The sequence below is a fragment of the Pseudoalteromonas sp. 13-15 genome, from assembly GCF_001468205.2.
GTDB lineage: Bacteria > Pseudomonadota > Gammaproteobacteria > Enterobacterales > Alteromonadaceae > Pseudoalteromonas > Pseudoalteromonas marina.
Map to the genome: position 1 here is coordinate 147,264 of NZ_CP019163.1, position 24,206 is coordinate 171,469.

Below are 24,206 nucleotides of genomic sequence, written 5' to 3' on the forward strand. Positions count from 1 at the left end.
CATTAGCCGGCTTTTTTATTGTAGGAGACTAAGTGCAATATCAATTAATTCAAACACAAGTTCAGCTTAATACCTTTGTTGAGCAGATCCAAAATAAGCCTATATTAGCTATTGATACCGAGTTTATGCGTCGTCGCACTTTGTATCCAGAAGTTGCACTGATTCAGGTTTTTGACGGTGAGCATTTAGCACTTATCGATCCTTTAGCTGAGCTCTCGTTATTTGATTTTTGGCAGGTTTTAAAAGACCCCGCAGTTTTAAAAGTGCTTCATTCACCATCTGAAGACATTGAAGTATTTCAAAAATATGCTGGGTTTGTTCCTGCACCATTGTTTGATACTCAATTTGCTTTGCAATTGCTTGGTGAAGGAAACTGTATGGGGTTTGCCCTTATGGTTAAAACACTCCTAGGTATTGAAATAGATAAAAGCGAATCACGTACCAATTGGCTACAACGACCGCTAACTACTAAGCAACTTGATTATGCTGCCGCTGATACATTTCATTTATTACCGTGCTTTGAATTAATTATCGATCGCATCAACAAAGCTGACTTGTTTGAGATTGTGTTGGATGAGAGCGAATTAATTGCTAATAAGCGAGCTTTTCAAACACCGGATGAATTGCTCTATAAAGATATTAAAAATGCTTGGCAGTTAAAACCACATGAATTAGCTGTATTAAAAGAGCTAGCTATATGGCGCCGTAATAAAGCAATACGTAAAAACCTTGCTCTCAATTTTGTGTTGAAAGAACATAACATGACCGAAATCGCTAAGCGAGGGCCATCTAGTTTAAATTCATTGCGTCAAATACCGGGTGTAGAATCGATTGAAGTTAATCGCTCAGGGGTTGAGATTTTAAAGTGTATAGAAAAAGCTAAAGCAATTGCCGTTGACGAGCACCCGCAAGTGTTGAAGCGTTTAATAGATTTTCCTAATTATAAACAAACGGCAAAAGATATTAAGCAAAAAATAACGAAAGTTGCTAAAGCTAATAATATTCCTGAGGACGTTTTAGCATCTAAAAAACAAGTTAATCAATTAATCAGCTGGAATTGGAAGTTGACGGCAAAGCAAAAAATGACACATATAAAGCCAGATTTATTGAGCTCTTGGCGTTATAGCTTTATTAAAGAAGCTTTAAAAGAGTGGGATACCTAAAAGGTTAATATTTTAGTAGTTGTTAGTTATAAAGAGGGCGCTTAACGCGCCCATTCTTCAATTATTTCTTTTCTTCGTCAGGTAAAGTTACGTTTAGCTCTAATACAGCTAAGTCGTCTTCATTCTGATCAAATTGTACCTGCACTGCATCACTATTAACGTTCACATATTTTCGAATTACATCCAAAATATCTTGTTTTAATTGTGGTAGGTATTCAGGTGTTCCACGCTGAGAACGTTCGTGTGCGACAATGATTTGCAATCGCTCTTTTGCAAGAGACGCACTGTTTTTCTTTTCTGAGCGGAAATAGTCAAGTAACGACACATTAGCCTCCAAAAATCCGTTTAAAAATGCCTTTTTTCTCTACATCTAAGAAGCGAAAATCGACGGTTTCACCAAGTAAGCGGTTTATGGCATCAGCATATGCTTGACCAGCATCTGATTCGCCATCCAATATTACCGGTTGACCTGAATTTGATGCACTCAATACTGCTTGTGACTCAGGAATAACACCTAACAAATCGATAGCTAATATGTCTTGTACGTCTTCTACCGAAAGCATTTCACCTTTAGCAACACGCTCAGGGTTGTAGCGTGTTAATAATAGGTGTTCTTTGATATTTTCAAGGCCTTCTTCAGCGCGTTTAGATTTGCTATGCAAAATACCTAAAATACGGTCAGAATCTCGTACAGATGACACTTCTGGATTGGTGGTTACAATCGCTTCATCAGCAAAATACATTGCCATCATCGCACCCGCTTCAATTCCTGCTGGTGAATCACATACAATATAATCAAAGTCTTCTTTTAGCTCGTTTAAAACGCGTTCTACACCATCACGAGTTAGTGCATCTTTATCACGCGTTTGCGATGCTGGCAGTAAAAATAACTTCTCAACACGTTTGTCTTTGATAAGTGCTTGGTTTAGGTTTGCTTCACCGTTTATGACGTTTACAAAGTCATAAACAACGCGGCGCTCGCACCCCATAATTAAATCAAGGTTACGTAAACCGATGTCAAAATCGATAATAACCGTTTTGTAGCCTTTTAATGCTAAGCCTGTGCCTATTGCGGCACTTGATGTTGTTTTACCAACACCACCTTTACCCGAGGTAACGACAATTACTTTTGCCATGAGATTTATCCTTTAACCAAAGCTGAAATTTCTAATGATTCATTTTTTTGTTGTATTTGCACTGCACTGCCCCAAAACTCACCTTGTAGAGAGTCACTGATCCAGTAGTTGCCATTTATGGAAACAAGTTCTGCTTCTAGCTTTTGGCAAAATATATGTGCGTTTTCTAATCCTTTTGCGCCCGCTATTGCGCGACCACGAAGGGTTCCGTAAATATGTACGTTGCCATCTGCTATTACTTCTGCACCATGACTAACAGCGCCTAATACAATAAGGTCGCGGTCTTTTGCATACACCTGTTGACCCGAGCGTACAGTACCGTTAATTATTTGTGCTGGAAGTATAATATTTTTTTCGACAATTGAAGTGTTTGGTTGCTTTTCAACGGGCTCTGCTTTTACGTCTTGCGAATAATTTAATACTGAAAAGCCAGCTTTTTTGGCATTTGTATGCTGCCCATCAGAGCCATTGCATACACCCACTGCGTTGAAGCTCATTCGCTCGATAAGTGACTTTAAATGAACAAAGTCTAAAGAACTGCTTTTTACTTCTTCTAAATTGACAACAATAGGGGCTCCTTCAAAAAAACGAGGGGCTTGGGCTATTTTTACGTACAATTGTTCTGCTAAAAGGTTTATATCAGCACTATAAAGATGTAAAACTGATAACGTAAAAAGATTCCCTTTTAACTCAAAAATTTGGTCCGACATACACGCTCAATTGAATTGTATGATAAGAAATTATAATTAGATAAACACAGGCTGAATAAGGCCTTAATCAAAATTTCTAATCTAAATTTTCTAACTTATTATTACTCTCATGGTATAGTGTGCAGCATTGTTGTGCAAGAATTTATAGGGTCATAATGTTAACTGCGGTATATAAAAGTAAGAAAAAGACGGATACCTTCTTATTTGTTGAAAAAAGAGATGATTTTAGCAAAGTTCCAGAACCTCTAATGGCTATGTTTGGCAAACCTCAATATGTGATGCTCATCAACTTAGCTAAACGTGAGCACCTAGGTGGTGCGGATTTGGAAACCGTTAAGGGTGCATTAACCGATCAAGGATACTATTTACAACTTCCACCACCGGAAGATAATTTGCTTACTGAACTAAGAAAACAAAATGGAGCCGATCGTGATTAAAAAACTGGCAGTTGTATTATGTGGTTTATGCTTGAGTTCGTCAGTTGTTGCCAAAACACAAGCCGAATTTAAAGATTACTTAGTAAACCTAAAAGAAGAAGCAATCGCAAAAGGCTACGAAACGTCGTTAATTGATAGTGCATTTGCGACTGCGACGTATAAAGAAAAAGTGGTATCAGCTGATAAAAACCAGCCTGAAGTGAAAGAAACACTCGAGACCTATTTACCAAAACGTGTACCACAATGGAAAATTGACCGTGCTCGTAAACTTTATGCTGAGAACAAAGATATTCTTGAGCAAGTAGCTAAAGAGTTTGGCGTACAAGCACGCTTTATAGTCGCTTTATGGGGTCTTGAAAGTAACTTTGGTACTATTCAAGGCGGTCACAATGTTATTTCATCATTAGTGACACTTGCCTTTGATGGCCGCCGTGAAGCACTTTATAAACGTCAGTTGTGGGCGGCTTTAGACATTTTAAAATCGGGTCATATTACTTTAGACAAGTTTAAAGGTTCTTGGGCTGGGGCTATGGGGCAAACTCAATTTATGCCAACGTCTTTTAATGCTTACGCAATTGATTATAACAATGATGGTCGCAAAGATATTTGGACTACAAAAGAAGATGCGTTTGCTTCAATTGCTAATTATTTAAAGCAAGAAGGGTGGAACGACTCATTAACTTGGGGTCGTCAAGTTATGCTTCCTGATAACTTTGACAATAAATATATTTTAGTTCGTGGTACTAAAACACGTAAACAATGGCTTGAGTATTGGAATGATTCTGAACGTTCACTCGATGAGTGGCAGGCTTTAGGGGTGAGAAGAGCAGACGGTACTGCGTTGCCTAACGTTGATGTACGAGCAGCACTGGTTATGCCCGATGATATCAACGGCCGTATGTTTTTGGCCTATGATAATTACAAAGTGTTAATGCATTGGAACCGCTCTTATTACTTTGCAACGAGTGTGGGTTATTTGTCTGATAGAATCGGATACCCAAAAATATAGTTCAATAAAAAATAAAGCCGCAAAATGCGGCTTTATTCTTTTTTAAAAATTTTGTCTTTTAAATCGATGACCTTGCCAATTCCTGATCCCAGTTTCATAAGTTTGTTGAGCTGCTCGGGAGTTAAACGCTGTAACTCAGACGACCATTTAGTGACCGTTTCAAGTAGGTTGTGAATTTCTTCCATTTGCTTTTGGGCATACACTTCTTCTTCGTTATTCGCTTCGTCGAGTAAGTTATCTCGCAAAAGGCTGAGCGTTGGATCGATTTCACGTTTTTTTCGCTCTTCAAATACTCGATTAGCCATATCCCAAATATCGCCTGCAGGCGCATAATACTCTTTACGATCACCCGGAATGTGCTGAACTTTAATTAATTGCCAAGATTGCAGCTCTTTTATGCCCATACTCACATTACCACGAGAGATACTTAGTGAGTCGGCAATTTCATTCGCTGTCATCGGGTTTTTAGTAATGATTAGTAAACCACACATTTGGCCTATTGTACGGTTAAAGCCCCAACGGCTGCCCATTTCGCCACAATGCATCACAAAGGTAAAATTCTTTTCAGATAAAGTCATATCATTAACTTTCAGTAATTTCAGAAATTAAATGCTAGCATGTTGATTTGCGATAGCAAGGCATTAAGTGCACTAAAATAATCTTAGTTTGGCTTAAATACAATTTAAGCCATTTTATGCATAGTTTTTAAATATTAAGGGCGCTTGTAAATACAAGCACCCATAAATTTTAACCGCTAAAGTGTGTAACTAAAACTTAATTTAGCATTACGCTCTTCACCAGGCATACCGCCTAAAAACATCGCTTTAGAATAATACTGTTTGTTAAATAGGTTGTTTAAATTAAGCTGCATGTTCCACTGTTTAGTTGTATACGAAATTGCAGCATCGTACACAGTGTAGCCAGGTACATAGCCATCAGGAATACTAAATGAACTTGAGTTAGTACTTCTGTTATCAACGTAAGTAATACCCCCGCTAATATTAACTGACTCGGGTAAATTAAATATGTTTGCATAGTAAGTAACCCATGTGCTTGCAGTTACATAAGGCACCCCTTTTTGACGAGTGTCGTAAGCGCTACTATTGGGGTTAGATTTATCACGCGCGTCTTGATATACGCCGTTAACATTTATTTTCCACTGCTCATTTAAATACGCATTTAAATCAAGCTCAACGCCTTTGGTTTGCTCTTCGCCGTCAAAGTAGCTTTCTACTATATCAGGGCCAGACACACCAGCTTCATACAGTGGGTTACTGTATTCAAGATTTGTACGAGCGCTTTCAAACACAACTAAAGTAGCTAGTAGCTGGTCGTCAAATGCTTTATACCTAAAGCCTAAGTCATTACTTATTGATTCTGAGTCTTCTCTATCTGCTTCGTTACCAGCAACAGAGCCTAATACACTGTATGCGGTTCGGCCTTTAGAGTGATTAACAAACACAGAAAAATCTTCAGTAGGCTGATAAGTAGCACCTAAATTATAGGTTAAACCTGAATCAGATGTGTTTGCCTCAGGGGTTGGCTCTGCACGGCTTGAACTGTATCGTTCATCTACACCATTATGTTCGTAGCTCTGCTTAATACGGTTATAGGCGACTCCTATGCGTGTAGTCAGTGTGTCATTAATATAACCTACATGCTGAACGCCCATTCCCCATGCTTGAACCTTTTTATTATAATCACTCGTTTTTAGCGGGTCGTAATCGTCAAAGCCACCGATTGGCCAATTTGGTTGCCTCATGTCATAGATATAGGGCAAAGCACCTTGATAAAGCACATTACCAGCAGTGTCGTAAATTACTTTATCGCTGTCATAAATAGAGTATTGTTTGAAACCAATATCTCGGTCTTCATAATTTGCATTAACTAAGAGTTCGTTATCAATATCGCCTATCTCAAAGTCGTATCTTAAATCTAAAAAGTACTGCCATGATTTTTCATCTGCTTCTACTTGGCGATACTCTTGGCGCCTAGCTGCAAATGGATAAAGTACATCATTTTCAACTAAAGGAGCACGAGGGTCTTGATTAATAACGCCACTGCGAGTTGAGTACACGTAATTAAAAGCCCCTGTTTGACGAGCAAAGCTTGATGTGTAATTACGGAACTGTAGTTGCTGGTTTAAGAATAAGTCATCAGTAATAAAGTAATTATGCGTAAGCTTAAATCGTAATTCTTCACCTTCATTATCATCGGCCATTGGTGAAATAATCCCATTGGTACCAAAGTCATAGGGTGTTAAACCATCTGTTGCAGAAAGAGAGTTCGCTAATTGTAATTGCTGTTCACTTGTCAGTTGTAAGCCACTGCCTGTCGGATCGTTTGCTAAGTCTGCAGCAGTTACTTCACTAGCAGTTAAGCCATTCGCTGTCTCTGCGTTGTATATGCGAATAGGGTGGCCAATTGAGTCAACAGCAATTGAATCCTTAATATAGGCAGCAGAGAGCATAACGTCTTGTTTATCGTTTAACACATACTTAAGTGATGTATAAATTTCATCACGCTCTTCTTTTAAATCACGAAAGCCATCGCTTGATGCTGTTTTAGCCATTACGCGATACGCTAAGTTCTCGCTAAGTGCATTTGTGCTGTCAAACGCAAGAGAGTAGCTGTCCCATTGACCAAGCTCTAAAGCGACTTTATGCTTTTCTTCAAATTCAGGTTTTTTTTCAATTAAATTAATTACACCACCAGCGCTACCAATACCATATAAACCTGTTGCTGGGCCTTTTAACACTTCAACCGACTCAACATTGGTTAATGAGCGAGTTGGATTAAAGGTGTTTCCAAGTCCAGCTCCCCCATACATACCATCATAAGTGTAATTGGCGTCAAGACCACGAATAACCAGGTTATCGCCAATGCCATAATTATTACCCGCTTGGGTTAAACCACTCACATTACGGACAAGTTCTTGTAGGCTGTCTACGCCCTGTGATTCAATTAATTCACGATCAATAATAACAACAGGAGCAGGGGTTTCCATTAAGGACATATCTGACTTTGTGGCAAGGCCCGAACTCATAACAACTTGATTTTGTTTTTGATAAACACTTATGTGTTCAATATCTTGTTCTGCAGTGGTTGATGCTAAAGCGGCTTGTGCATTTAAACAAGCAAGGGTGAGGAGTGAGTATTTAAACTTTTTCATTATGATAACCATTCGCATTTATTTAATTGCGGTAATGGTAATGATTATTATTTGCAAAATATACTAAAAGTTCAATAAATATTAGATTAAAACAACTGTTTGCGTGTTTTTTATACAAATAGGCCGGCTTAGTTAATAAAAACCAAACAAATATAAAGAAGGGGACGAATTTGGCAATTAAGAAAAACAAATTGTAATATGATTTTCTTTAACAACTCTCCCAAATTAAGAGTAATAAACTAAAAGTGACAATAGAGATCAGGTAAAACAATGCTATTAAAGCTTTAACACATTGTTTTACTCTGCTTTTAATTTGAGTGTTTTTAGGATTGAGAATTAAAATTTAATGAATTTTAACGTTAAAAGTAAAGGCTAACACTATAAAGCCAGCCTTAACTTAGATTTAAATTTTATTTTTCAGTTTTATAAACAATACCTGCTTTCATCACAAACGGTATTTGCTCTAATATTGAAATGTTTTTTAATGGGTTTCCTTCAACAGCGATAATATCGGCGGCATATCCCGTTTTTATTTGCCCTAGTTTGTTATGCATTTTCAGCAGTTTAGCGCTGTTAATGGTAGCTGATTGAATGGCTTGCAGTTCAGTCATGCCAAATTCAACCATACGTGAAAACTGCTTTGCATTATCACCATGTGGGTAGATGGCAGCGTCGGTTCCAAATACCATGTTCACACCAGCTTTTACAGCTCGGCTAAAGCTATCTCTTTGTTTTTTAGAAACTTGGCGTTCTTTGTTTAGGTTTTCTTCGTCTACACCATTTTGTTCGCCAAAGCTTAATGTGTATTCTGTGTTGTATATATCCATAGAAAGCCAAGTGCCATGTTTTTTAGCCAGGGCTATGGCTTCATCGTCTAAAAAGCTTGCGTGTTCTACGCTGTCAACACCTGCAATGATGGCTGTTTTTATGCCGCTTGTGCCGTGTGCATGCGCTGCAACGGGTAGGTCGCGCATGTGCGCTTCTTCAACAATGGCTTTCATTTCTTCAAGCGAATATTGTTGTACACCTACTTTGGTACCCTTTGAAAAAACACCACCTGTAGCACAAAACTTTATAGCGTTTGCACCGTACTTTATATTTTCACGTACTTTTGTTCTAACCGCCCATGGCCCGTCTGCTACACCTGTTGAGGTATATTTTAGCTCAGGCGGTAAACGGTTATTGTCACAGTGCCCGCCAGTTATACCCAGTGAAGGACCTGCAGCCCAAATTCGTGGGCCTACAATGTCACCCGCATTAATACCGTCTCGCACCGCAATAACGCTATAACCATCTGCGCCCACATTTCTTACGGTAGTAAAACCTGCTTCAAGGGTCTTTTTAGCAAAATAAGCCGATTTAACTGCCATGCGTGGGATTGATTGACCCAAGCGCTCACTTCGAGAAACAGTAGGATCACTCGTTAAGTGTACATGCATGTCCATCAATCCAGGGACTAGTGTTAACTGTGGCAGATTAATAAGTTCATCATTTTTACCTAGTTTCGGCTTTTTATTACTCTCTATTGAGGTGATCACACCATCATCAATAGTAATTAATGGCGATTGAATGAGTGTGCCATTCTCTACATCTAACATGGCTTTTGCAGAAATGTAGGTGACTGCCTGGGCAGGTAGACTGCTCAAACATAATATGGCTATTGAGGCTGATAATAGGTGCTTTTTCACTTTTTAATTCTTTTATATGAAAGTTACGTTGTTTTGACTTTACCAAGCTCAAGTAAAAGTGCAATAAAATAACGACTAAGTTACTACTTTATTTAGCTTAATTTAAAGCTCATAATCGAGCTGAGTTTTTTATAAGGATTAATATGAAATTATTAAAATTAGCACTGGTCGCTTCTTCAGTGATCGGTGCGCTAATGGGCTGTAGTAGCACAACGTCTCAACAAAATAATAGTAAACCGGTTTCATCATCTATAAATGCTGTGGTTTCAGAATTATCGGCCGAGCAGCAATTAGACGTGCTTGTTGATCAATACTACAACGAGTCGCTTGCATTTTCGCCAATCAGGGCAACATATAGCGGTAAAAATGAATTTAATGATCAGTTCACGCCTGAAATTTCAGCGACAAATCGTAACAAAAAGGCGGCTTTTTATAAAAAGTATCAACAACGCCTTGCTTACATTGATTCACAACAATTAACAGGGCAAGCGCTATTAAGTTATGAGATTTTAAAACGTGACCTTGCACTTAACCTCGAGGGGATGCAATTTCCAAGCTACTTTCTGCCTATTAATCAAATGTCTGGAGCACATAATGTGTTTGCTGGATTTGGCTCTGGGCAAAGTGCACAACCTTTTAAAACAGTACAGGATTATGATAATTTTTTAAAACGTAGCGATGGCTATATCAAATGGCTTAAAAGTGTTGAGCTTTCTATGGCTGAAGGTATAAAACAAAATATTGTTTTACCTTTGCCACTTGCAAAAAAGTTAGCCCCACAATTTAGTGCGCATGTTGTAAATAAGCCTGAAGACTCACTGTTTTGGGGACCTATAAAAAACTTACCAAATTCGTTTACAGCTGAGAAAAAACAAGAAATAACAGCGCAATACCGCGATTTAATCATGAAGCAATTAGTGCCGGCTTATCAAAGCATGCACACATTTTTAATTAACGATTATATACCTAGTAGTCGTGTGTCAGTTGGCTACAGCGATTTTACCAATGGTAAAACTTGGTACGAATACCAAATAAAGAAAAACACAACGCTTAACTTATCTGCTGACGAAATTCACAATATTGGTTTAAGCGAAGTATCGCGTATTTTGAGCGAAATGAAAAAGGTAAAACACACCGTTGGCTTTGACGGCGATTTGCCTGCATTTTTTACTCACTTACGTGATTCAGATGAGTTCTACTTTAATACCGCTGATGAGCTTATTGAAGCGTACGAAAATGTGAAGAAAAAAATTGATGCCAAAGTACCGCAGTTATTTGATGTGGCTCCTAAAGCGCCTTACATTGTAAAACCAGTAGAAGCTTATCGTGCTCAGTCTGCGGCGGGTGCTTCTTATGCAGCCCCTGCACCAGATGGTTCTCGTCCGGGTATTTTTTATATCAATACCTTTAATTTAAAAGCACAACCTAAGTTTTTACTCGAAACACTCTCGATTCATGAAGCGGCACCTGGTCATCATTTTCAAATCGCTCTTCAGCAAGAAATAGACGGCTTACCTGATTTTCGTAAATTTGGTGGGTATACGGTTTTTGCTGAAGGGTGGGCACTGTATGCAGAAAGTTTAGGAAAAGAGCTTGGATTATTTACCGATCCTTATATGTGGTATGGGCGTTTGGCTGACGAGCAATTACGGGCAATGCGTTTAGTACTCGATACTGGTTTTCATGCAAAAGGGTGGACGCGAGAGCAAGGTATACAATACATGCTTGCTAATTCATCAATGGCTGAAAGCGATGTAGTGGCAGAGGTTGAACGTTATATTGCGTGGCCAGGGCAAGCACTTTCGTACAAATTAGGGGAGTTTAAAATTAAAGAACTTCGCGATTATTGTAAAAAAGAGCTAGGTTCTCAATTTGATATTAAGGCGTTTCATACGCAAATACTAATAGATGGCGCATTACCCATGCCTATTTTGGAGAAAAAAATAAAGCGTTGGGTGCAATCGCAGCGTTAATGAATAGCGCAAAGTGATTATCAAATTGAGGTATTCGCTTTGCGCCATTTAGTGCAATACGTTAGAATGCGCGCTCTTAAAAGGGCGCGAGTACACTATGTTTGATCAACAGTTAGCAAATACACAGTTTTGGCTTACAAAAAGCTTGAGCGAAATGAGCCAAAATGAATGGGAAGCTATTTGCGATGGCTGTGGTAAATGTTGTTTAAATACGTTTATAGATAGTGAAGACGAAGACGATTTTTCCCCCACAGATCAGCTACGTGAAGGTGAACAGCTCATTTTCACCAATATTGTTTGTCAGTATCTAGATAATAATACCTGCGGGTGTAGCGAGTACGAAAACCGCCAAACACTTGTCCCTTCTTGCGTAAAACTAACCAAAGAAAACCTTAAAGATATTTTCTTTATGCCGCAAAGCTGCAGTTACCGCCGCCTACATGAAGGGCGTGGTTTAGCTTCGTGGCACCCGTTATTAAATAACGGCGATAAAACACTTATGCATGATCTCAATATTTCAGTTAAAGATAAAACAGTCAAAGACAGTAATGTAAAATTAGATGATTTTGATTTATACATTGCTGAGTGGCCAACAAAGGACTGCGATTAATGAGCAAGTTAAAAGCGAGTATTGGTTTAATAAACCCGAAGAGCCCTACTAACGTTGGCGGTGTGTTACGAGCTGCTGGGTGTTACGACGCAAAGCAGGTTTATTTTACGGGTAATCGATATCTTAATGCGCAAAAATTTCATACCGATACTAAAAATGTGGTTGAACGTATTCCATTAACCTCTACTGATAGCCTAGAAAAAGTAAAACCTGAAGGGGCAACCGTTGTTGTCGTTGAGTTAATTGAAGGGGCTACACCGCTCCCTGAATTTAAGCACCCAGAAAATGCATTTTATATTTTGGGCCCAGAAGACGGTTCTGTTCCTAAAGAAGTACTAAAGTGGTGTGATGAAGTAGTTTACATTCCTACTATAGGGTGCATGAACTTAGCTGCAACCTGTAATGTAGTACTTTACGATAGGCTTTCTAAATTAGGTGGTGTTAAAAGCAGTGATGACACAATAATAAGTTCGCGCGATACCAATAATAAAATGAAATGGGTTAAACCTGCTTTATAACTTTTGTAATGCCAATTAAATCTGCTAGTTGGCATTAGACACTGTCTATATTCAATTTCACGTTCTACCAATTTTTCATTCTCTAGATTTATTTTTCCTTCAAAAGTGTAAATAACGCCTACACTTAACTGACTATTAGTTTGACGATAGCTTTATTATGCGCATTGTAGTCTTTTTGTTGTCCTTTATTAGTTGTTTTAGTTTCGCGAGTCAAAGCGTAACCTTCATTCATAAAAATAGCCTTAAAACTGTAGAAGGGCAGCGTTATAAATCGGGGCTTTTATATAGCGCCCAAAATAGTAAACGCACATTACATATTGTTACCTTAGATTGGCCGCCTTATATAAGTAACGACTTATGTAACAAAGGGTGGGTCTATCATTTTGCCGTTGCTGTTCTTAATAGTCAGGGTTACAGCGTTTATTTAGAATTTTTACCTTGGGCAAGAGCTGTGCGTAATGTGGAACTTGGAAAAGCCGATATTTTAATGCCTGAGTACTTTATTGAAGACACTGCGCCTTCAGACTATGTTAAAAATAAAATGCGAAGAGAGCTGCTTGGTATTTCAAATTCGTTTCAAGGTGGAAATATTGTATTTCTAAAGCGAAAAAACGCACCTGGTATTTTTACAGGTAATCTAAACTCATTAAAAGGCTCAACAATAGGTGTTGTAAGAGGATATCAAAACACGCCTGAATTTGATGCAATGATGGATAATGAAGAGTTTAAAGTTATTAGTGCGGTAAACGATTTGCAGTTAATGCAATTACTTTTTGCCAAGCGGGTCGATCTTATTATAGGCGATCCTTCCGTGTTAACCCATTCAGTTACGTTTTCTGAGCTTAACCAAAGTGAAAAAATAGCACTGCTTAATGCTGTTGAGCAAGATGGCAAACCACTACATTATAACTCATTGTATTTTGCTATAAGTAAGCTAACACCTAACTGGCTTGGAGTGCTAGATGATATAAATCAAGCCTTATATATATTTTCTAATAGCGGTGAAACTGAGCGTTTAATCAATACTGTTTCAGAAGAATGTGCAGTTTGAATATGTATGATAATTTGGAACGTTCTAATTACCTTGTGCCCAAACAACTTATTAACAATGTAGAATCAGTTTAACTTGTTAATGGAGTGAAAATAAAAATGAGCACACTGAACACACATCACGATTATGGCGTTAATAAACAGCACAACAAAAATTATCTGTTTCCCCTAACTGCAATGACAACCCTGTTTTTTTTATGGGGTTTTATTACAGTATTAAATGATGTATTGATTCCACGATTAAAAGGCGTATTTGATCTTAGCTACTTTGAGGCAATGCTAGTGCAGTTTTGCTTTTTTGGTGCCTATTTCATTGTATCTATCCCCGCTGGTATTTTAGTTAAACAGCTTGGCTATAAAAAAGGTATTTTAACGGGGCTTATTATTGCTTCGATTGGTTGTATGCTTTTTTACCCTGCAGTAGCAGTGCATGAGTATTGGTTGTTTTTAGGCGCATTGTTCGTGCTTGCTGCTGGTATAACCGTATTGCAAGTATCAGCTAATCCATACGTTGCGGCTCTTGGTCCTGATAAAACCGCCTCTTCACGATTAAACTTAGCACAAGCGCTTAATGCCTTGGGTACTACAGTAGGACCGTATGTAGGAGGCATTCTCTTTTTCGGTACTGCTGGTACATTGGCTGCGTCTGCTGCATCGGCAGAATCAGTAAAAGTGCCTTATTTAATGTTGGCTGCAGCACTTTTATTAATTGCCATTGTGTTTGCATTTATAAAGTTACCTGAAATTGAAGCCCATAAGGAAGACAGTACCGATACTGAAACTCGCTCTTTAATGCAAGCACCTCACCTTACTATGGGGGTTGTAGCAATATTTTGTTATGTAGGCGGTGAAGTAGCTATAGGTAGCTTTTTAGTTAATTACTTTGGTGAAGCACACATTGCTGGGCTTGAAGAGCATGCTGCCGCGGCACTTATTAGTTATTATTGGGGCGGAGCAATGGTTGGGCGTTTTGTAGGCTCTGCGTTGTTACAAAAAATTGCGCCTTCTAAAGCAATTGCCTTTAATGCTATCAGTGTTATTGCGTTGTTATTAATCACTATTTTTACACAAGGTGATGTCGCTTTGTATTCAGTATTGGCAATCGGGTTGTTTAATTCCATTATGTTTCCAACTATATTTTCTGTTGCGATTGAAAAATTAGGCCCGTTAACAAGTAAAGGCTCTGGTTGGCTATGTTTAGCGATTGTAGGTGGTGCATTAGTGCCTTTATTACAAGGGTATATTGCCGATACCGTAAATATTCAAGATAGCTTTTTCGTGCCTATGGTATGTTATGTATTTATAGCTTGGTATGGTTTAAATGCTGTTCGTTTAGCTAAAAAATGGTAAAAAATGTATTGAATAATAATGGCTGAATACGTATTCAGTCATTATTATTTTCTTTTGGTTTGGAACATTCCAAATCTTGTTATCTATTGAACATTATTTATGTAAAATTAATTACTTAAAATTTGTAATTAAGTTTGCCTAGTCCTTTTTTATTGTTTTTAGCTGCTATTTTCGGAAAAACCGAAAATAGCTAAGACAATGCTCACAATATTTGCTAAAACTAGAATGCTAAAAATAAATTAAAGGGCATTTATGTTTGGGGCATTCAAATTTACTACAAAAGTCACAATAGCAGCGTCTGTTGTACTCGTTTTGGTATTAGGGTTATTCACTGTAAATAACTACTTTACCTTAAAAAACCAAACACAAAATCAGCTTGCTCTCGTGTTGCAACAAAACTCAGAATCTGTTTCTCAAAATATAGCTAGCTGGTTAAATGCAAAGCTGGCCATTGTTAGCGCGTTTGCTAAAACCCACCAACCATCAGATCCAAATACGCTTACATTACTACAATTAAACACAGCAGGGTTAGCAGGTAGTTTTAAAAACACCTATATTGGCCAATCTAACGGTAATTTTATTTTAAATGATCAAAGCATCGTTTTACCGCCAGATTTTGATGCAACATCACGTCCTTGGTATAAGCTAGTCGAAAACAAAACCAATACTGCCTTTACTACTCCCTATATTGATGTAACAACTAACGAGTTAACTATATCTGCTGTTGTGCCTATAAACCAAAATGACCGTTTTGTTGGTGTTGCTGGTGCTGATATTGATATGCAAACGGTGACAGAAATTATTAATAATATTGATTTTTTAGGGCTGGGTTATGGTTTTTTACTCGATGACAGCGGCCAAATATTAAGTCACCCACAAAGCAATGTTAACCTAAAAAATATCGCTGAGTTATTTGGCACCAAGCCATTACTTAGTAGCGAGTTTGTTGAATATCAAATAGCTGGCGAAACTAAATTAGTTTCGTTTAATAAAATACGTGGTATTGAAAATGTTAATTGGTATTTAGGGGTTGTTATTGATCAACAAAAAGCATTTGCTAGTGTATCTAGTTTTGGTGAAACGGCATTTATTTACTTAATTGTGGGTACAATCGTAATTGTAATTTTAATGCAATTTTTACTTCGTTATTTAATGCGTCCAATGAATCGGTTAAATGACGCTATAAAAGATATTTCACAGGGAGAAGGTGATTTAACACGTCGTTTAGAGATAGAAAATAACGATGAGTTTGGTGAACTCAGCCATTCATTCAATGTGTTTATTGAAAAAATTCAATCATCAATCGAACAAGTTAAAGATACAACAATACTTCTTGATGACGTAATAGCCAGTCTGCTATCACAAACACATTCTTCACTTGCTATGTATGACGATCAAAGTATGCGTACTGATAGCGTTGCAGCTGCAATTAATCAATTTACAGGGATGACATCAGATATATTCAATAGTGCGTCTGACGCATCAACACTTGCAAAAGATGCGAATAAGCACTCTACACAAAACCAGGAAATATTAAGCACTAATGTTGCAGGGATCCATGAGCTATCTGCCAATATAGTGCAAGCTCAACAAACTATTAATAGCTTAAATGAACATACAGAAAGCATTGGTAATGTTTTAGAAGTGATTAAAGGTGTGAGTGAACAAACCAACTTACTTGCATTGAATGCAGCTATTGAAGCAGCTCGCGCAGGTGAAGCAGGGCGTGGTTTTGCAGTAGTGGCAGATGAAGTTCGACAATTAGCTCATCGCACCAAAGAATCAACGCAAGAGATTGAAGAAACAGTCATAGAATTGCAAAAAGGGTCGACTTTGGCTGTGGAGTTAATGAAAACAAGTTTACAAGGCAGTGAAAAAAGCGTGTCAGAAGCTGATGCAGTTGGAAAATTAATGCAGCAAGTTATAGAAGATATAAAACAAATAAGTGTTGCCAATCATACCGTTGCAGACGCTACAGAAGAACAAAATCAAGTTGTTAAATCACTAGATGCAGATATACAAACTATCAGTGAACTATCTATTCAAAGTAAAACCAACCTAAATAATACGCTAAACGAATGTACAAAACTGAGGCAACAATTCGGTGATTTAGAACAAATGGTCCAAAAGTTTAAAGTATAGATATGGAAGAGGAAAAATTAGCTAAGTCAAATTGGCGCAATTTAATTAACATAGATAGCGTTTACAATTCGGACAGGCAACGCCAAGCACTTTCATTATTTACAATGATAGCCTTTGCTATTCTTATATTGGGTTTTTTACTTCTATCTAATTATGATGTGTATTCGCCCATCTTAAGTGTGGCTTTGCTCGTTGCTAATATGACGATCATTGCCTGCACTGTTTACTTCTTCAAAACCGGTAAGCTAGAGGTTGTGTCTTTAATAACAATGCTAATCATTTTTATTATGTGTATTGCGCTTATTTACACAGGTGGTAAAGAGAACACAGCGTTGTATTGGCTTATGTTTTATCCAGTTGTTACCTTTGCTACTCTCGGTGTTAAATTAGGGTTATGGCTTAGTGGGTTTTTATTGGTTTGCTGTTTAGGTCTATTATACGGTCCTAATTTTGGGCAGGTCGATTACGGTTTTGTAGAAAAATCACGTTTTATGGCTTCGTTTAGTTTGGTGTTTATTTTTTCGTTGATTGGTGAATTTTTTAGATATAAAAGCCATCAATCTATTGCTGAAATAACTTTGGCACAAAAAAAGGATGCGTATACCGATCAGCTAACAGGGGCTGCCAATAGGCGTTTTGTTACATCTCATTTTTTTAAGCTGGTTAGCGATAATCCCGATAATTATTTACCGTTCTCAATTTTACTTTTGGACTTAGATCACTTTAAATCCATTAATGATAACTATGGTCATGATTGTGGTGATACTGTCCTAATAGAATTTACTAAAATGCTGGAGTCACACTTCAGTAGCGATTCAATAAAAGCGCGTTATGGTGGTGAAGAGTTTGTGGTTATTCTCCCAAAAGCGACTATTCAAATTGCAGAGCACATTGCTAACAACTTTAGAGAAAGTGTTGCCAATACAACACTTTTGAATGTTGATAGTAAAAACGTAGCACTTACCTGTAGCATAGGTGTAGCACAAGTAAATAAACTTTCAGATTACAATGATGCTTTAAAACAAGCCGATCGATGCCTTTATAAAGCAAAGGAAACGGGTCGAAATAAAGTTGTTTCAGCTTTTATGTAGGAGTTGTTATGTTTCAAAGTAAGTTAATTTATATACACGATCCAATGTGTAGTTGGTGTTGGGGCTATGCACCTACGTGGCTAAAATTAAAAGAACAACTTGAGCATAAAATTATTGTTGAATATAAAGTGGGCGGCTTAGCTGCCGATAGTCAGCAGCCTATGCCAAAAGCAATGAAAGAAATGCTTGAAGATACGTGGCACAAAATACAAAAGCAGTTAGGTACCCAGTTTAATCATGACTTTTGGCGTAATTGCGAACCTCGACGTTCTACTTACCCGGCTTGTAGAGCAGCTCTGATCGCGCGTAAAACCAATAAAGAAGCGCAAATGATAGAAGCAATCCAGCGTGCTTACTATTTAAATGCGCAAAACCCTTCTGAGGAAGCCACCTTGGTAGCGCTCGCTAAAAGCATTGGTCTAGATGAAGAGGGATTTGCAAATGAATTAGTCAGTTCATCATTAAATAATGAATTGAGTGACGAGTTGGCATTTGTTAATGCGTTGCCTATTAATGGCTTTCCTTCCTTGGTACTTATTCATAACAACAGCTATTATCCTATTGGCGTTAATTACACTGATTGGCAAAGTACTTACAGCCAAATTTTAAATATTATTGATTAGGCAGCGTTAATTTTAACGCTTCGACCGTCTTTATTCTGCTATAAGTCCTAATTATGACAGCTGTCATAAAAGCGACTTTTTTGCGCAACATCCTTGTCATCTTTTATCTATAAACTTCCCTTCATTGAATTATTCAAGCCACTAAAGCTCTGTTTATTGGCTTGAAATACAACCTAGCAAATCCGCTAATTAACGAGTAAAGGTGTATGCGATGAAAGGCGTTAAACCATTAATCTTAGCTGGTATTGTGGCCGCAAGTGCAGCAGTACACGCTAACGATTTAGATAAGGTTATTGATAAAAGCAGCGAAATTAATAAATCAGCTGCGCAATCACAAACAAAAATAGACAAGATTGCAGATTCAATGCAAGGACGTTTACAGCAATTTAAAACGCTCAATAAAGAGATTGACGGTTTAGCTGTTTATAACGCGCAGTTAAATAAACAGCTTAATAATCAAATTGAAGAAATGGAATCGCTTAACCTATCAATGGATCAGGTTTCTATTATTGAGCGCCAAATTACACCACTTATGATGCGAATGATCACAGGTCTTGAGCAGTTTGTATCGTTAGATATTCCCTTTTTGCAAGACGAGCGCGCTAAGCGTTTAGTATCACTTAAAGCCATGATGGACCGCGCTGATATCACCTCGAGTGAAAAATTTCGTCGTGTGCTAGAAGCTTACCAAGTAGAGGTAGATTACGGGCGCACTATTGAAGCTTACACCGCATTGTTAGATGTAAACGGTAAAGAGCGTGAAGTTGACTTTTTACGCATTGGTCGATTAGAGCTGATTTACCTAACACGTGATGGTAAGCAAGCTGGTAGCTATAACACAGAGACTAAAACATTTGAAACATTACCAGATTCAACAATTAGTCAAATCAATAAAGGTTTACGTATTGCGCGCAAGCAACTTGCCCCAGATATGCTAACTCTGCCAGTACACGCAGCAGAATAAGAGGTTAAAAATGAAATTGTTTACTCAAATGACAAAAATGGCATTGTTTGTTACAAGCCTCGGTTTTGCAGGCGTTAGCACTGCGGCAGAAACAATGGATCTTGATTCATTATTAAAAACATTAGAAAACGGCAAGACCGTTCAAAGTGCGCAAAATAAACAACGAGAGCAGGAGTTTACTTCTCGCCAAAACCAGCAAGTTCAAATGTTAAATGATACAACTGCAAAGCGTAACCAAATGCTTGTTGAATCAGAGCGCCTTGAAACACAATTTGAAGAAAACGAAGTTAAACTAGCAAACTTAACCGATACCTTATCTAAGCGAATGGGATCACTTAAAGAGTTATTTGGGGTATTACAGCAAGTTGCAGGGGACTCTAGCAATAAGTTCGCTACTTCGGTTGTATCAGCAGAATTACCGGGCCGTAGTGACTTTATGGACGAGTTAGCTCAAAAAATGGGTTCAACGTCTAAGCTTGCTTCAATAGAAGATATTGAAAAGGTGTGGTACGAGCTGCAACGTGAAATGACTGAGCAAGGTAAAGTCAGTCGCTTTAATACTTCAGTAATTGTTGAAGGTGGAAATAAAGCAGAGCAAGAAGTTGTTCGTGTTGGTGCCTTTAACTTAATTTCACAGGGTCAATACTTAGAATATAACCCAGGAACAAACACGCTGAGCGCGCTTACTCGCCAACCAGTGTCTCGTTATACCGCTACAGCTGCTGACTTACAAGATGCTAAAAGTGGTGTTGTACAGTTTGCATTAGACCCAACAGGTGGCTCTATTTTAGGCTTACTTGTTCAAGCACCAGATACATCAGAGCAAGTTCATCAAGGTGGTGCGGTTGGTTATGTTATTTTAGGTGTTGGTTTGCTTGCTTTATTAATTGCAATTGAGCGCTTTATTTCATTGTTACTTGTTGGTGGAAAAATTCGTCGCCAATTAAAAGATTCAGTAGCGCGTGACGACAATCCGCTAGGTCGTGTAATGAAAGTAAAAGACGACTACCCACATGTTGCTTACGACACGTTAGAGCTTAAATTAAGTGAGGCAATTTTACGTGAAATGCCAAAAATCACACGTAACTTAACGCTTATAAAAATCATCTCTGTTGTTGCCCCATTACTTGGCTTGCTAGGTACAGTTACCGGTATGATTAACACGTTCCAAGCAATCACATTATTTGGTACTGGCGACCCTAAACTAATGGCTGGTGGTATTTCTCAGGCACTAGTTACGACCGTACTTGGCTTAGTTGTGGCAATCCCAACAGTGTTTATATACACATTACTAAACACGCGTTCAAAAGGCTTACTGCTTATTTTACAAGAGCAAAGCGCAGGTATCATTGCTGAGCGAAGCGAGAAGGGAGAATAAACCATGGTGCTATTGATTGACTCAATCAATGCTATCCGTGATTTTCTCGACACCGGTGGCCAAGTACTCTTGGTCATTGGGGTGTTAATCTTCGCGATGTGGTTATTGATACTCGAGCGATTTATATACTTTTTCAACGGGTTTCGCGGATACAAAAATAGCATTAAAGGAACATGGTCAACCCGTAACGAACGCAATAGTTGGAATGCTGAGCAAATACGCCAAGCTATGATTTCGCGAGCAAGTATGCGTTTAAATGCAAACCTTCCGCTTATCAATGTCATGGTGGCTTTGTGTCCACTACTTGGGTTGCTTGGCACAGTAACGGGCATGATTGAAGTGTTTGATGTAATGGCTATAACAGGCACCGGAAGTGCGCGCTCTATGGCGTCAGGTGTATCTAAAGCCACAATCCCGACAATGGCGGGTATGGTAGGGGCGTTATCTGGTGTATTTGCCTCAACGTACTTACAACGAAAAGCCAAACGTGAAGTAGAACTACTTGAAGATAGCATGTTGCTAGATCACTAAATAAGTTTTATGAGCGGCTAAACATACCCGCTCATATCAGGAGAATAAAAATGAGAGCGCCTTTAGGTAATTTAATGCAAGAAGATGAAGCTGAAGAAATAAACATGACACCCATGCTAGATGTTGTATTTATTATGCTTATCTTCTTTATTGTAACAGCTTCATTTGTTAAAGAAGCAGGCATTGACGTAAACCGCCCTGAAGCCGCAACTGCGGTTAAAAAAGAAAGAGCCAATATTTTAGTTGCTATTTCAGATAAGGGTGAAATTTGGATTAACAAACGCCAAATAGATGTTCGCGCAGTGCAGGCGAATATTGAACGCTTAAAAGCTGAAAACCCACAAGGTAGCGTTGTAATTCAAGCTGATAAAAAAGCAACCACCGATACGTTAATTAAAGTAATGGATGCCGCACGCGCTGCAGGTGTGTTTGATGTTTCAATTGCGGCTCAAGAAGCGTAAGGGTAAGTAATGCGTTATTTAGTAGCATTAATTGTTGCCGGTGTAGTCACGTTTATGCTGTTTTTGGGCATGCAAGCACTTATAACCGGCGGTGAAGGGGCAATGAGCGAACCAGCTAAAGGCAATGTACTTGATTTTGTTCGTTTGAAAAAAGAAGAAAGTGTTCAAAAGAAAGAGCGTAAACCACAAAAGCCACCTACGCCAAAAGAGCCGCCACCACCAATGGAGTCGCCACAAATGCAAAGTAGTGATGCTAATGCCAACGCTAACAACTTTGACTTTGGTGCTAATGTTGATGCGGAAGTGAACCTGGCGGGTGGATTAGCACTGGAAACGAGCGATGGCGAATATTTACCCATTGTAAAAGTTGCACCAGTTTATCCGCGTCGAGCGCTATCGCGCGGTATTGAAGGGTATGTGATTGTTGAATTTACAGTGACAAAGCAAGGTACCGTTCGCGATCCGCAAGTTTTAAAAGCAGAGCCTGAGTCGTTATTTGATCGGGCTGCAATGGACGCTGCTCTTAAATTTAAATATAAACCGCGTGTTGTCAACGGTGAAGCTGTTGAAGTAGCGGGTGTTCAGAACAAAATATCTTTTCAAATTGGCGGATAGTAGCTAACTAGAAAAGACCGTGAGGCGATTATGAAATTATTAACCAAAACTAAACTTTTAAAAGTAACACTACTTTGTACCACTGCGATAGGGTTCAGTATTGTTACACCCAGTGCACTAACGTTGTTACCTGGCGTATCAATCGCAAGTGCTCAAGCGGCGCAGGAACAAAAAACAAAACGTGTTCCTGCGCTTCGTGAAAAAGTATACAGCCAACTGGCTCGCGCACAAAAATTGGCAGACGATGGCGATGTAAAAGCTGGACTTGAAGCGCTCGATAGCATTAATGAACGTTCTTCAAGTATGAACTCGTACGAAATAGCCATGATGCATAATTTTTACGGGTTCATTTACTACAATCAAAATGACTTACCAAAAGCGATAGCTTCATTTGAACGCGTTGTGGCAGAAGAAGGGATCCCTGAAACATTGCGTTTAAGCACCACTTTTAGTTTAGCGCAGCTTGCAATGGCAAACAGCGATTACGATAAAGTCATTGCCTTTTTGGATAACTGGGATGAGATTAACACTCAGCCAATACCTGAAGGGTATTACTTACTTCGTGCACAAACGTATTACCAGTTAAAAGACTATAAGCAAGGCCTAGACTACATCACTAAAGTTATTTCATTAAGTGATGACGAAGGTAAAACCCCAAAAGAAAACTGGCTTGTATTACAGCGCGCTATGTTTTATTCACTAAATCAAACTAACAAAGTGGTTGAAGTGCTTGAACGCATGGTTAAGCTTTATGATAAACCAGAATACTGGGTACAGCTTTCGGGTATGTATGGTGAAACAGGGCAAGAGAAGAAGCAATTAGCTGTTATTGAAGCTGCCTATCAGCAAGGGTTTTTAACATCAAGAGCCGACTTACGCCAACTTGCTCAAGTTTACTTATACAATGGACTTGCTTTTAAAGCGGCAGAAGTTATGAGTAAAGCAATAGATAACGGCATTGCCGAAAAAACAGCTAAAAACTATGCGTTTGTAGCCGAGGCGATGATCCAAGCAAAAGAAGATGAAAAATCGATAGAGTATTTTGTTAAAGCCGCCAATTTATCAAATCATGGGCAATACGATCAGCGTTTAGCTGAGGTGTATGTTAATACAGAGCACTATGAAGATGCTGCGGATTCAGCGCGTAAAGCGCTTGATAAAGGGGGACTTGATTTTGAGTCAAATGCCTTTGTTGCACTGGGTATGGCGCAGTACAATTTGCAAAATTTCGATGCGTCTATTTTAGCGTTTGAACAAGCTGAAAAACACAAAAAATCACAGCGTTTGGCTAAGCAATGGATTAAGTATGTTAAACGTGAAAAAGTACATGCTGAAACGTTAAGAACCGCTCTGCTTTAAATTTTAAAACAACAAGTCACTACTTCGTTGGTGCTTGTAATATCAATTTCATAATCGCACTACGCAAGCCGGCTCAATAATAATTGAGTCGGCTTTTTTTATTGCCTTAGCAATTAAGTTATTGAATTTTAATAATATAGTTTTGTCATGTTATGTTTATTAAAGTGTAACTCCAGTGTCATATAGCTCCCGTAAGGTAAGCCCTGCTGATAACTCAAGTGACCTT

General features: G+C 38.4%; 23 protein-coding genes. 17 read left to right on the forward strand and 6 right to left on the reverse strand.

What is annotated here, in order from left to right:
- The first annotated feature begins 32 nt into the window (after positions 1-32).
- Positions 33-1,163 (forward strand): ribonuclease D, encoded by a 1,131-nt coding sequence (gene rnd, locus ATS72_RS16210; protein WP_058429259.1) that lies wholly within the window; start codon positions 33-35, stop codon positions 1,161-1,163.
- 61 nt (positions 1,164-1,224) lie between these two features.
- Here rnd and minE read toward each other — a convergent pair whose 3' ends face one another.
- Genes minE through minC form a run of 3 tightly spaced genes read right to left on the reverse strand, consistent with a single transcriptional unit; the run spans position 1,225 to position 3,009 of the window.
- Positions 1,225-1,488: a cell division topological specificity factor MinE gene (minE, locus tag ATS72_RS16215; RefSeq protein ID WP_006793461.1), complete on the reverse strand. Its 264-nt coding sequence runs from the start codon at positions 1,486-1,488 to the stop codon at positions 1,225-1,227.
- A 1-nt stretch (position 1,489) separates the two neighbouring features.
- Positions 1,490-2,299, reverse strand: a complete 810-nt coding sequence (gene minD, locus ATS72_RS16220; RefSeq protein WP_006793462.1) for a septum site-determining protein MinD — start codon at positions 2,297-2,299, stop codon at positions 1,490-1,492.
- Positions 2,300-2,304: 5 nt separating this feature from the next.
- Complete coding sequence (gene minC / locus ATS72_RS16225) at positions 2,305-3,009, reverse strand: septum site-determining protein MinC (protein ID WP_058429260.1); 705 nt, start codon at positions 3,007-3,009, stop codon at positions 2,305-2,307.
- A gap of 155 nt (positions 3,010-3,164) precedes the next feature.
- On the opposite strand from minC, the gene ATS72_RS16230 reads away from it, so the two are divergent.
- Positions 3,165-3,446 carry a YcgL domain-containing protein gene (locus tag ATS72_RS16230; protein WP_006793464.1) on the forward strand — a complete coding sequence of 94 codons (282 nt, stop codon included), beginning with the start codon at positions 3,165-3,167 and terminating at the stop codon, positions 3,444-3,446.
- Positions 3,439-4,455, forward strand: a complete 1,017-nt coding sequence (locus ATS72_RS16235; RefSeq protein ID WP_006793465.1) for a lytic murein transglycosylase — start codon at positions 3,439-3,441, stop codon at positions 4,453-4,455. The genes ATS72_RS16230 and ATS72_RS16235 overlap by 8 nt, the downstream gene beginning before the upstream one ends.
- A gap of 32 nt (positions 4,456-4,487) precedes the next feature.
- Here ATS72_RS16235 and ATS72_RS16240 read toward each other — a convergent pair whose 3' ends face one another.
- From ATS72_RS16240 to ATS72_RS16250, 3 genes are all read right to left on the reverse strand, one after another.
- A complete protein-coding gene (locus ATS72_RS16240) occupies positions 4,488-5,033 on the reverse strand; it encodes a GbsR/MarR family transcriptional regulator (protein WP_010556194.1) in 546 nt (181 codons plus the stop codon).
- A 176-nt stretch (positions 5,034-5,209) separates the two neighbouring features.
- Entirely contained in the window at positions 5,210-7,627 is a 2,418-nt protein-coding gene (locus ATS72_RS16245) for a TonB-dependent receptor (protein WP_058429261.1), read from the reverse strand.
- 410 nt (positions 7,628-8,037) lie between these two features.
- On the reverse strand, positions 8,038-9,315 hold the full coding sequence (locus ATS72_RS16250; RefSeq protein WP_058429262.1) for a Xaa-Pro dipeptidase: 1,278 nt from the start codon (positions 9,313-9,315) through the stop codon (positions 8,038-8,040).
- A 143-nt stretch (positions 9,316-9,458) separates the two neighbouring features.
- Between ATS72_RS16250 and ATS72_RS16255 the strand changes: the two genes are divergently transcribed.
- The 14 genes from ATS72_RS16255 (at position 9,459) to ATS72_RS16320 (ending at position 23,980) form a co-directional block, all read left to right on the forward strand.
- The gene (locus ATS72_RS16255; protein ID WP_058429263.1) at positions 9,459-11,288 is read left to right on the forward strand and encodes a DUF885 domain-containing protein; all 1,830 of its coding nucleotides are present in this window, start codon (positions 9,459-9,461) and stop codon (positions 11,286-11,288) included.
- Positions 11,289-11,385: 97 nt separating this feature from the next.
- Positions 11,386-11,898, forward strand: coding sequence for a YcgN family cysteine cluster protein (locus ATS72_RS16260; RefSeq protein ID WP_058429264.1), 513 nt, complete (start codon positions 11,386-11,388; stop codon positions 11,896-11,898).
- Positions 11,898-12,416 carry an RNA methyltransferase gene (locus tag ATS72_RS16265; RefSeq protein ID WP_058429265.1) on the forward strand — a complete coding sequence of 173 codons (519 nt, stop codon included), beginning with the start codon at positions 11,898-11,900 and terminating at the stop codon, positions 12,414-12,416. Before ATS72_RS16260 ends, ATS72_RS16265 begins: the two co-directional genes overlap by 1 nt.
- A 157-nt stretch (positions 12,417-12,573) precedes the next feature.
- Positions 12,574-13,467 (forward strand): substrate-binding periplasmic protein, encoded by an 894-nt coding sequence (locus ATS72_RS16270; RefSeq protein WP_058429266.1) that lies wholly within the window; start codon positions 12,574-12,576, stop codon positions 13,465-13,467.
- Positions 13,468-13,565: 98 nt separating this feature from the next.
- Positions 13,566-14,816, forward strand: coding sequence for a sugar MFS transporter (locus ATS72_RS16275; protein WP_058429267.1), 1,251 nt, complete (start codon positions 13,566-13,568; stop codon positions 14,814-14,816).
- A gap of 252 nt (positions 14,817-15,068) precedes the next feature.
- Positions 15,069-16,958, forward strand: a complete 1,890-nt coding sequence (locus tag ATS72_RS16280; RefSeq protein WP_058429268.1) for a methyl-accepting chemotaxis protein — start codon at positions 15,069-15,071, stop codon at positions 16,956-16,958.
- Positions 16,959-16,960: 2 nt separating this feature from the next.
- A complete protein-coding gene (locus tag ATS72_RS16285) occupies positions 16,961-18,049 on the forward strand; it encodes a GGDEF domain-containing protein (protein ID WP_058429269.1) in 1,089 nt (362 codons plus the stop codon).
- An 8-nt stretch (positions 18,050-18,057) separates the two neighbouring features.
- Complete coding sequence (locus ATS72_RS16290) at positions 18,058-18,672, forward strand: DsbA family protein (RefSeq protein ID WP_058429270.1); 615 nt, start codon at positions 18,058-18,060, stop codon at positions 18,670-18,672.
- Positions 18,673-18,883: 211 nt separating this feature from the next.
- Positions 18,884-19,636 carry a DUF3450 domain-containing protein gene (locus ATS72_RS16295; RefSeq protein ID WP_058429271.1) on the forward strand — a complete coding sequence of 251 codons (753 nt, stop codon included), beginning with the start codon at positions 18,884-18,886 and terminating at the stop codon, positions 19,634-19,636.
- 10 nt (positions 19,637-19,646) lie between these two features.
- Positions 19,647-21,014 carry a MotA/TolQ/ExbB proton channel family protein gene (locus ATS72_RS16300; protein WP_006793479.1) on the forward strand — a complete coding sequence of 456 codons (1,368 nt, stop codon included), beginning with the start codon at positions 19,647-19,649 and terminating at the stop codon, positions 21,012-21,014.
- A 3-nt stretch (positions 21,015-21,017) separates the two neighbouring features.
- Entirely contained in the window at positions 21,018-21,545 is a 528-nt protein-coding gene (locus ATS72_RS16305; protein ID WP_006793480.1) for a MotA/TolQ/ExbB proton channel family protein, read from the forward strand.
- 50 nt (positions 21,546-21,595) lie between these two features.
- A complete protein-coding gene (locus tag ATS72_RS16310; RefSeq protein ID WP_006793481.1) occupies positions 21,596-22,006 on the forward strand; it encodes an ExbD/TolR family protein in 411 nt (136 codons plus the stop codon).
- Positions 22,007-22,015: 9 nt separating this feature from the next.
- The gene (locus ATS72_RS16315) at positions 22,016-22,621 is read left to right on the forward strand and encodes an energy transducer TonB (RefSeq protein WP_006793482.1); all 606 of its coding nucleotides are present in this window, start codon (positions 22,016-22,018) and stop codon (positions 22,619-22,621) included.
- A gap of 30 nt (positions 22,622-22,651) precedes the next feature.
- The gene (locus ATS72_RS16320; RefSeq protein ID WP_058429272.1) at positions 22,652-23,980 is read left to right on the forward strand and encodes a tetratricopeptide repeat protein; all 1,329 of its coding nucleotides are present in this window, start codon (positions 22,652-22,654) and stop codon (positions 23,978-23,980) included.
- The last annotated feature ends 226 nt before the right edge of the window (positions 23,981-24,206 follow it).

Excerpts from the sequence above, each read along its gene's own strand:
- ATS72_RS16320 (WP_058429272.1), top strand. The coding sequence starts at position 22,652 with ATGAAATTATTAACCAAAACTAAACTTTTAAAAGTAACACTACTTTGT.
- ATS72_RS16255 (WP_058429263.1), top strand. The coding sequence starts at position 9,459 with ATGAAATTATTAAAATTAGCACTGGTCGCTTCTTCAGTGATCGGTGCG.
- ATS72_RS16230 (WP_006793464.1), top strand. The coding sequence starts at position 3,165 with ATGTTAACTGCGGTATATAAAAGTAAGAAAAAGACGGATACCTTCTTA.
- ATS72_RS16260 (WP_058429264.1), top strand. The coding sequence starts at position 11,386 with ATGTTTGATCAACAGTTAGCAAATACACAGTTTTGGCTTACAAAAAGC.
- ATS72_RS16275 (WP_058429267.1), top strand. The coding sequence starts at position 13,566 with ATGAGCACACTGAACACACATCACGATTATGGCGTTAATAAACAGCAC.
- ATS72_RS16305 (WP_006793480.1), top strand. The coding sequence starts at position 21,018 with ATGGTGCTATTGATTGACTCAATCAATGCTATCCGTGATTTTCTCGAC.
- ATS72_RS16240 (WP_010556194.1), bottom strand. The coding sequence starts at position 5,033 with ATGACTTTATCTGAAAAGAATTTTACCTTTGTGATGCATTGTGGCGAA.
- ATS72_RS16285 (WP_058429269.1), top strand. The coding sequence starts at position 16,961 with ATGGAAGAGGAAAAATTAGCTAAGTCAAATTGGCGCAATTTAATTAAC.
- ATS72_RS16265 (WP_058429265.1), top strand. The coding sequence starts at position 11,898 with ATGAGCAAGTTAAAAGCGAGTATTGGTTTAATAAACCCGAAGAGCCCT.
- ATS72_RS16300 (WP_006793479.1), top strand. The coding sequence starts at position 19,647 with ATGAAATTGTTTACTCAAATGACAAAAATGGCATTGTTTGTTACAAGC.
- ATS72_RS16245 (WP_058429261.1), bottom strand. The coding sequence starts at position 7,627 with ATGAAAAAGTTTAAATACTCACTCCTCACCCTTGCTTGTTTAAATGCA.
- minD (WP_006793462.1), bottom strand. The coding sequence starts at position 2,299 with ATGGCAAAAGTAATTGTCGTTACCTCGGGTAAAGGTGGTGTTGGTAAA.
- minC (WP_058429260.1), bottom strand. The coding sequence starts at position 3,009 with ATGTCGGACCAAATTTTTGAGTTAAAAGGGAATCTTTTTACGTTATCA.
- ATS72_RS16270 (WP_058429266.1), top strand. The coding sequence starts at position 12,574 with ATGCGCATTGTAGTCTTTTTGTTGTCCTTTATTAGTTGTTTTAGTTTC.
- ATS72_RS16280 (WP_058429268.1), top strand. The coding sequence starts at position 15,069 with ATGTTTGGGGCATTCAAATTTACTACAAAAGTCACAATAGCAGCGTCT.
- ATS72_RS16310 (WP_006793481.1), top strand. The coding sequence starts at position 21,596 with ATGAGAGCGCCTTTAGGTAATTTAATGCAAGAAGATGAAGCTGAAGAA.
- ATS72_RS16315 (WP_006793482.1), top strand. The coding sequence starts at position 22,016 with ATGCGTTATTTAGTAGCATTAATTGTTGCCGGTGTAGTCACGTTTATG.
- ATS72_RS16290 (WP_058429270.1), top strand. The coding sequence starts at position 18,058 with ATGTTTCAAAGTAAGTTAATTTATATACACGATCCAATGTGTAGTTGG.
- ATS72_RS16295 (WP_058429271.1), top strand. The coding sequence starts at position 18,884 with ATGAAAGGCGTTAAACCATTAATCTTAGCTGGTATTGTGGCCGCAAGT.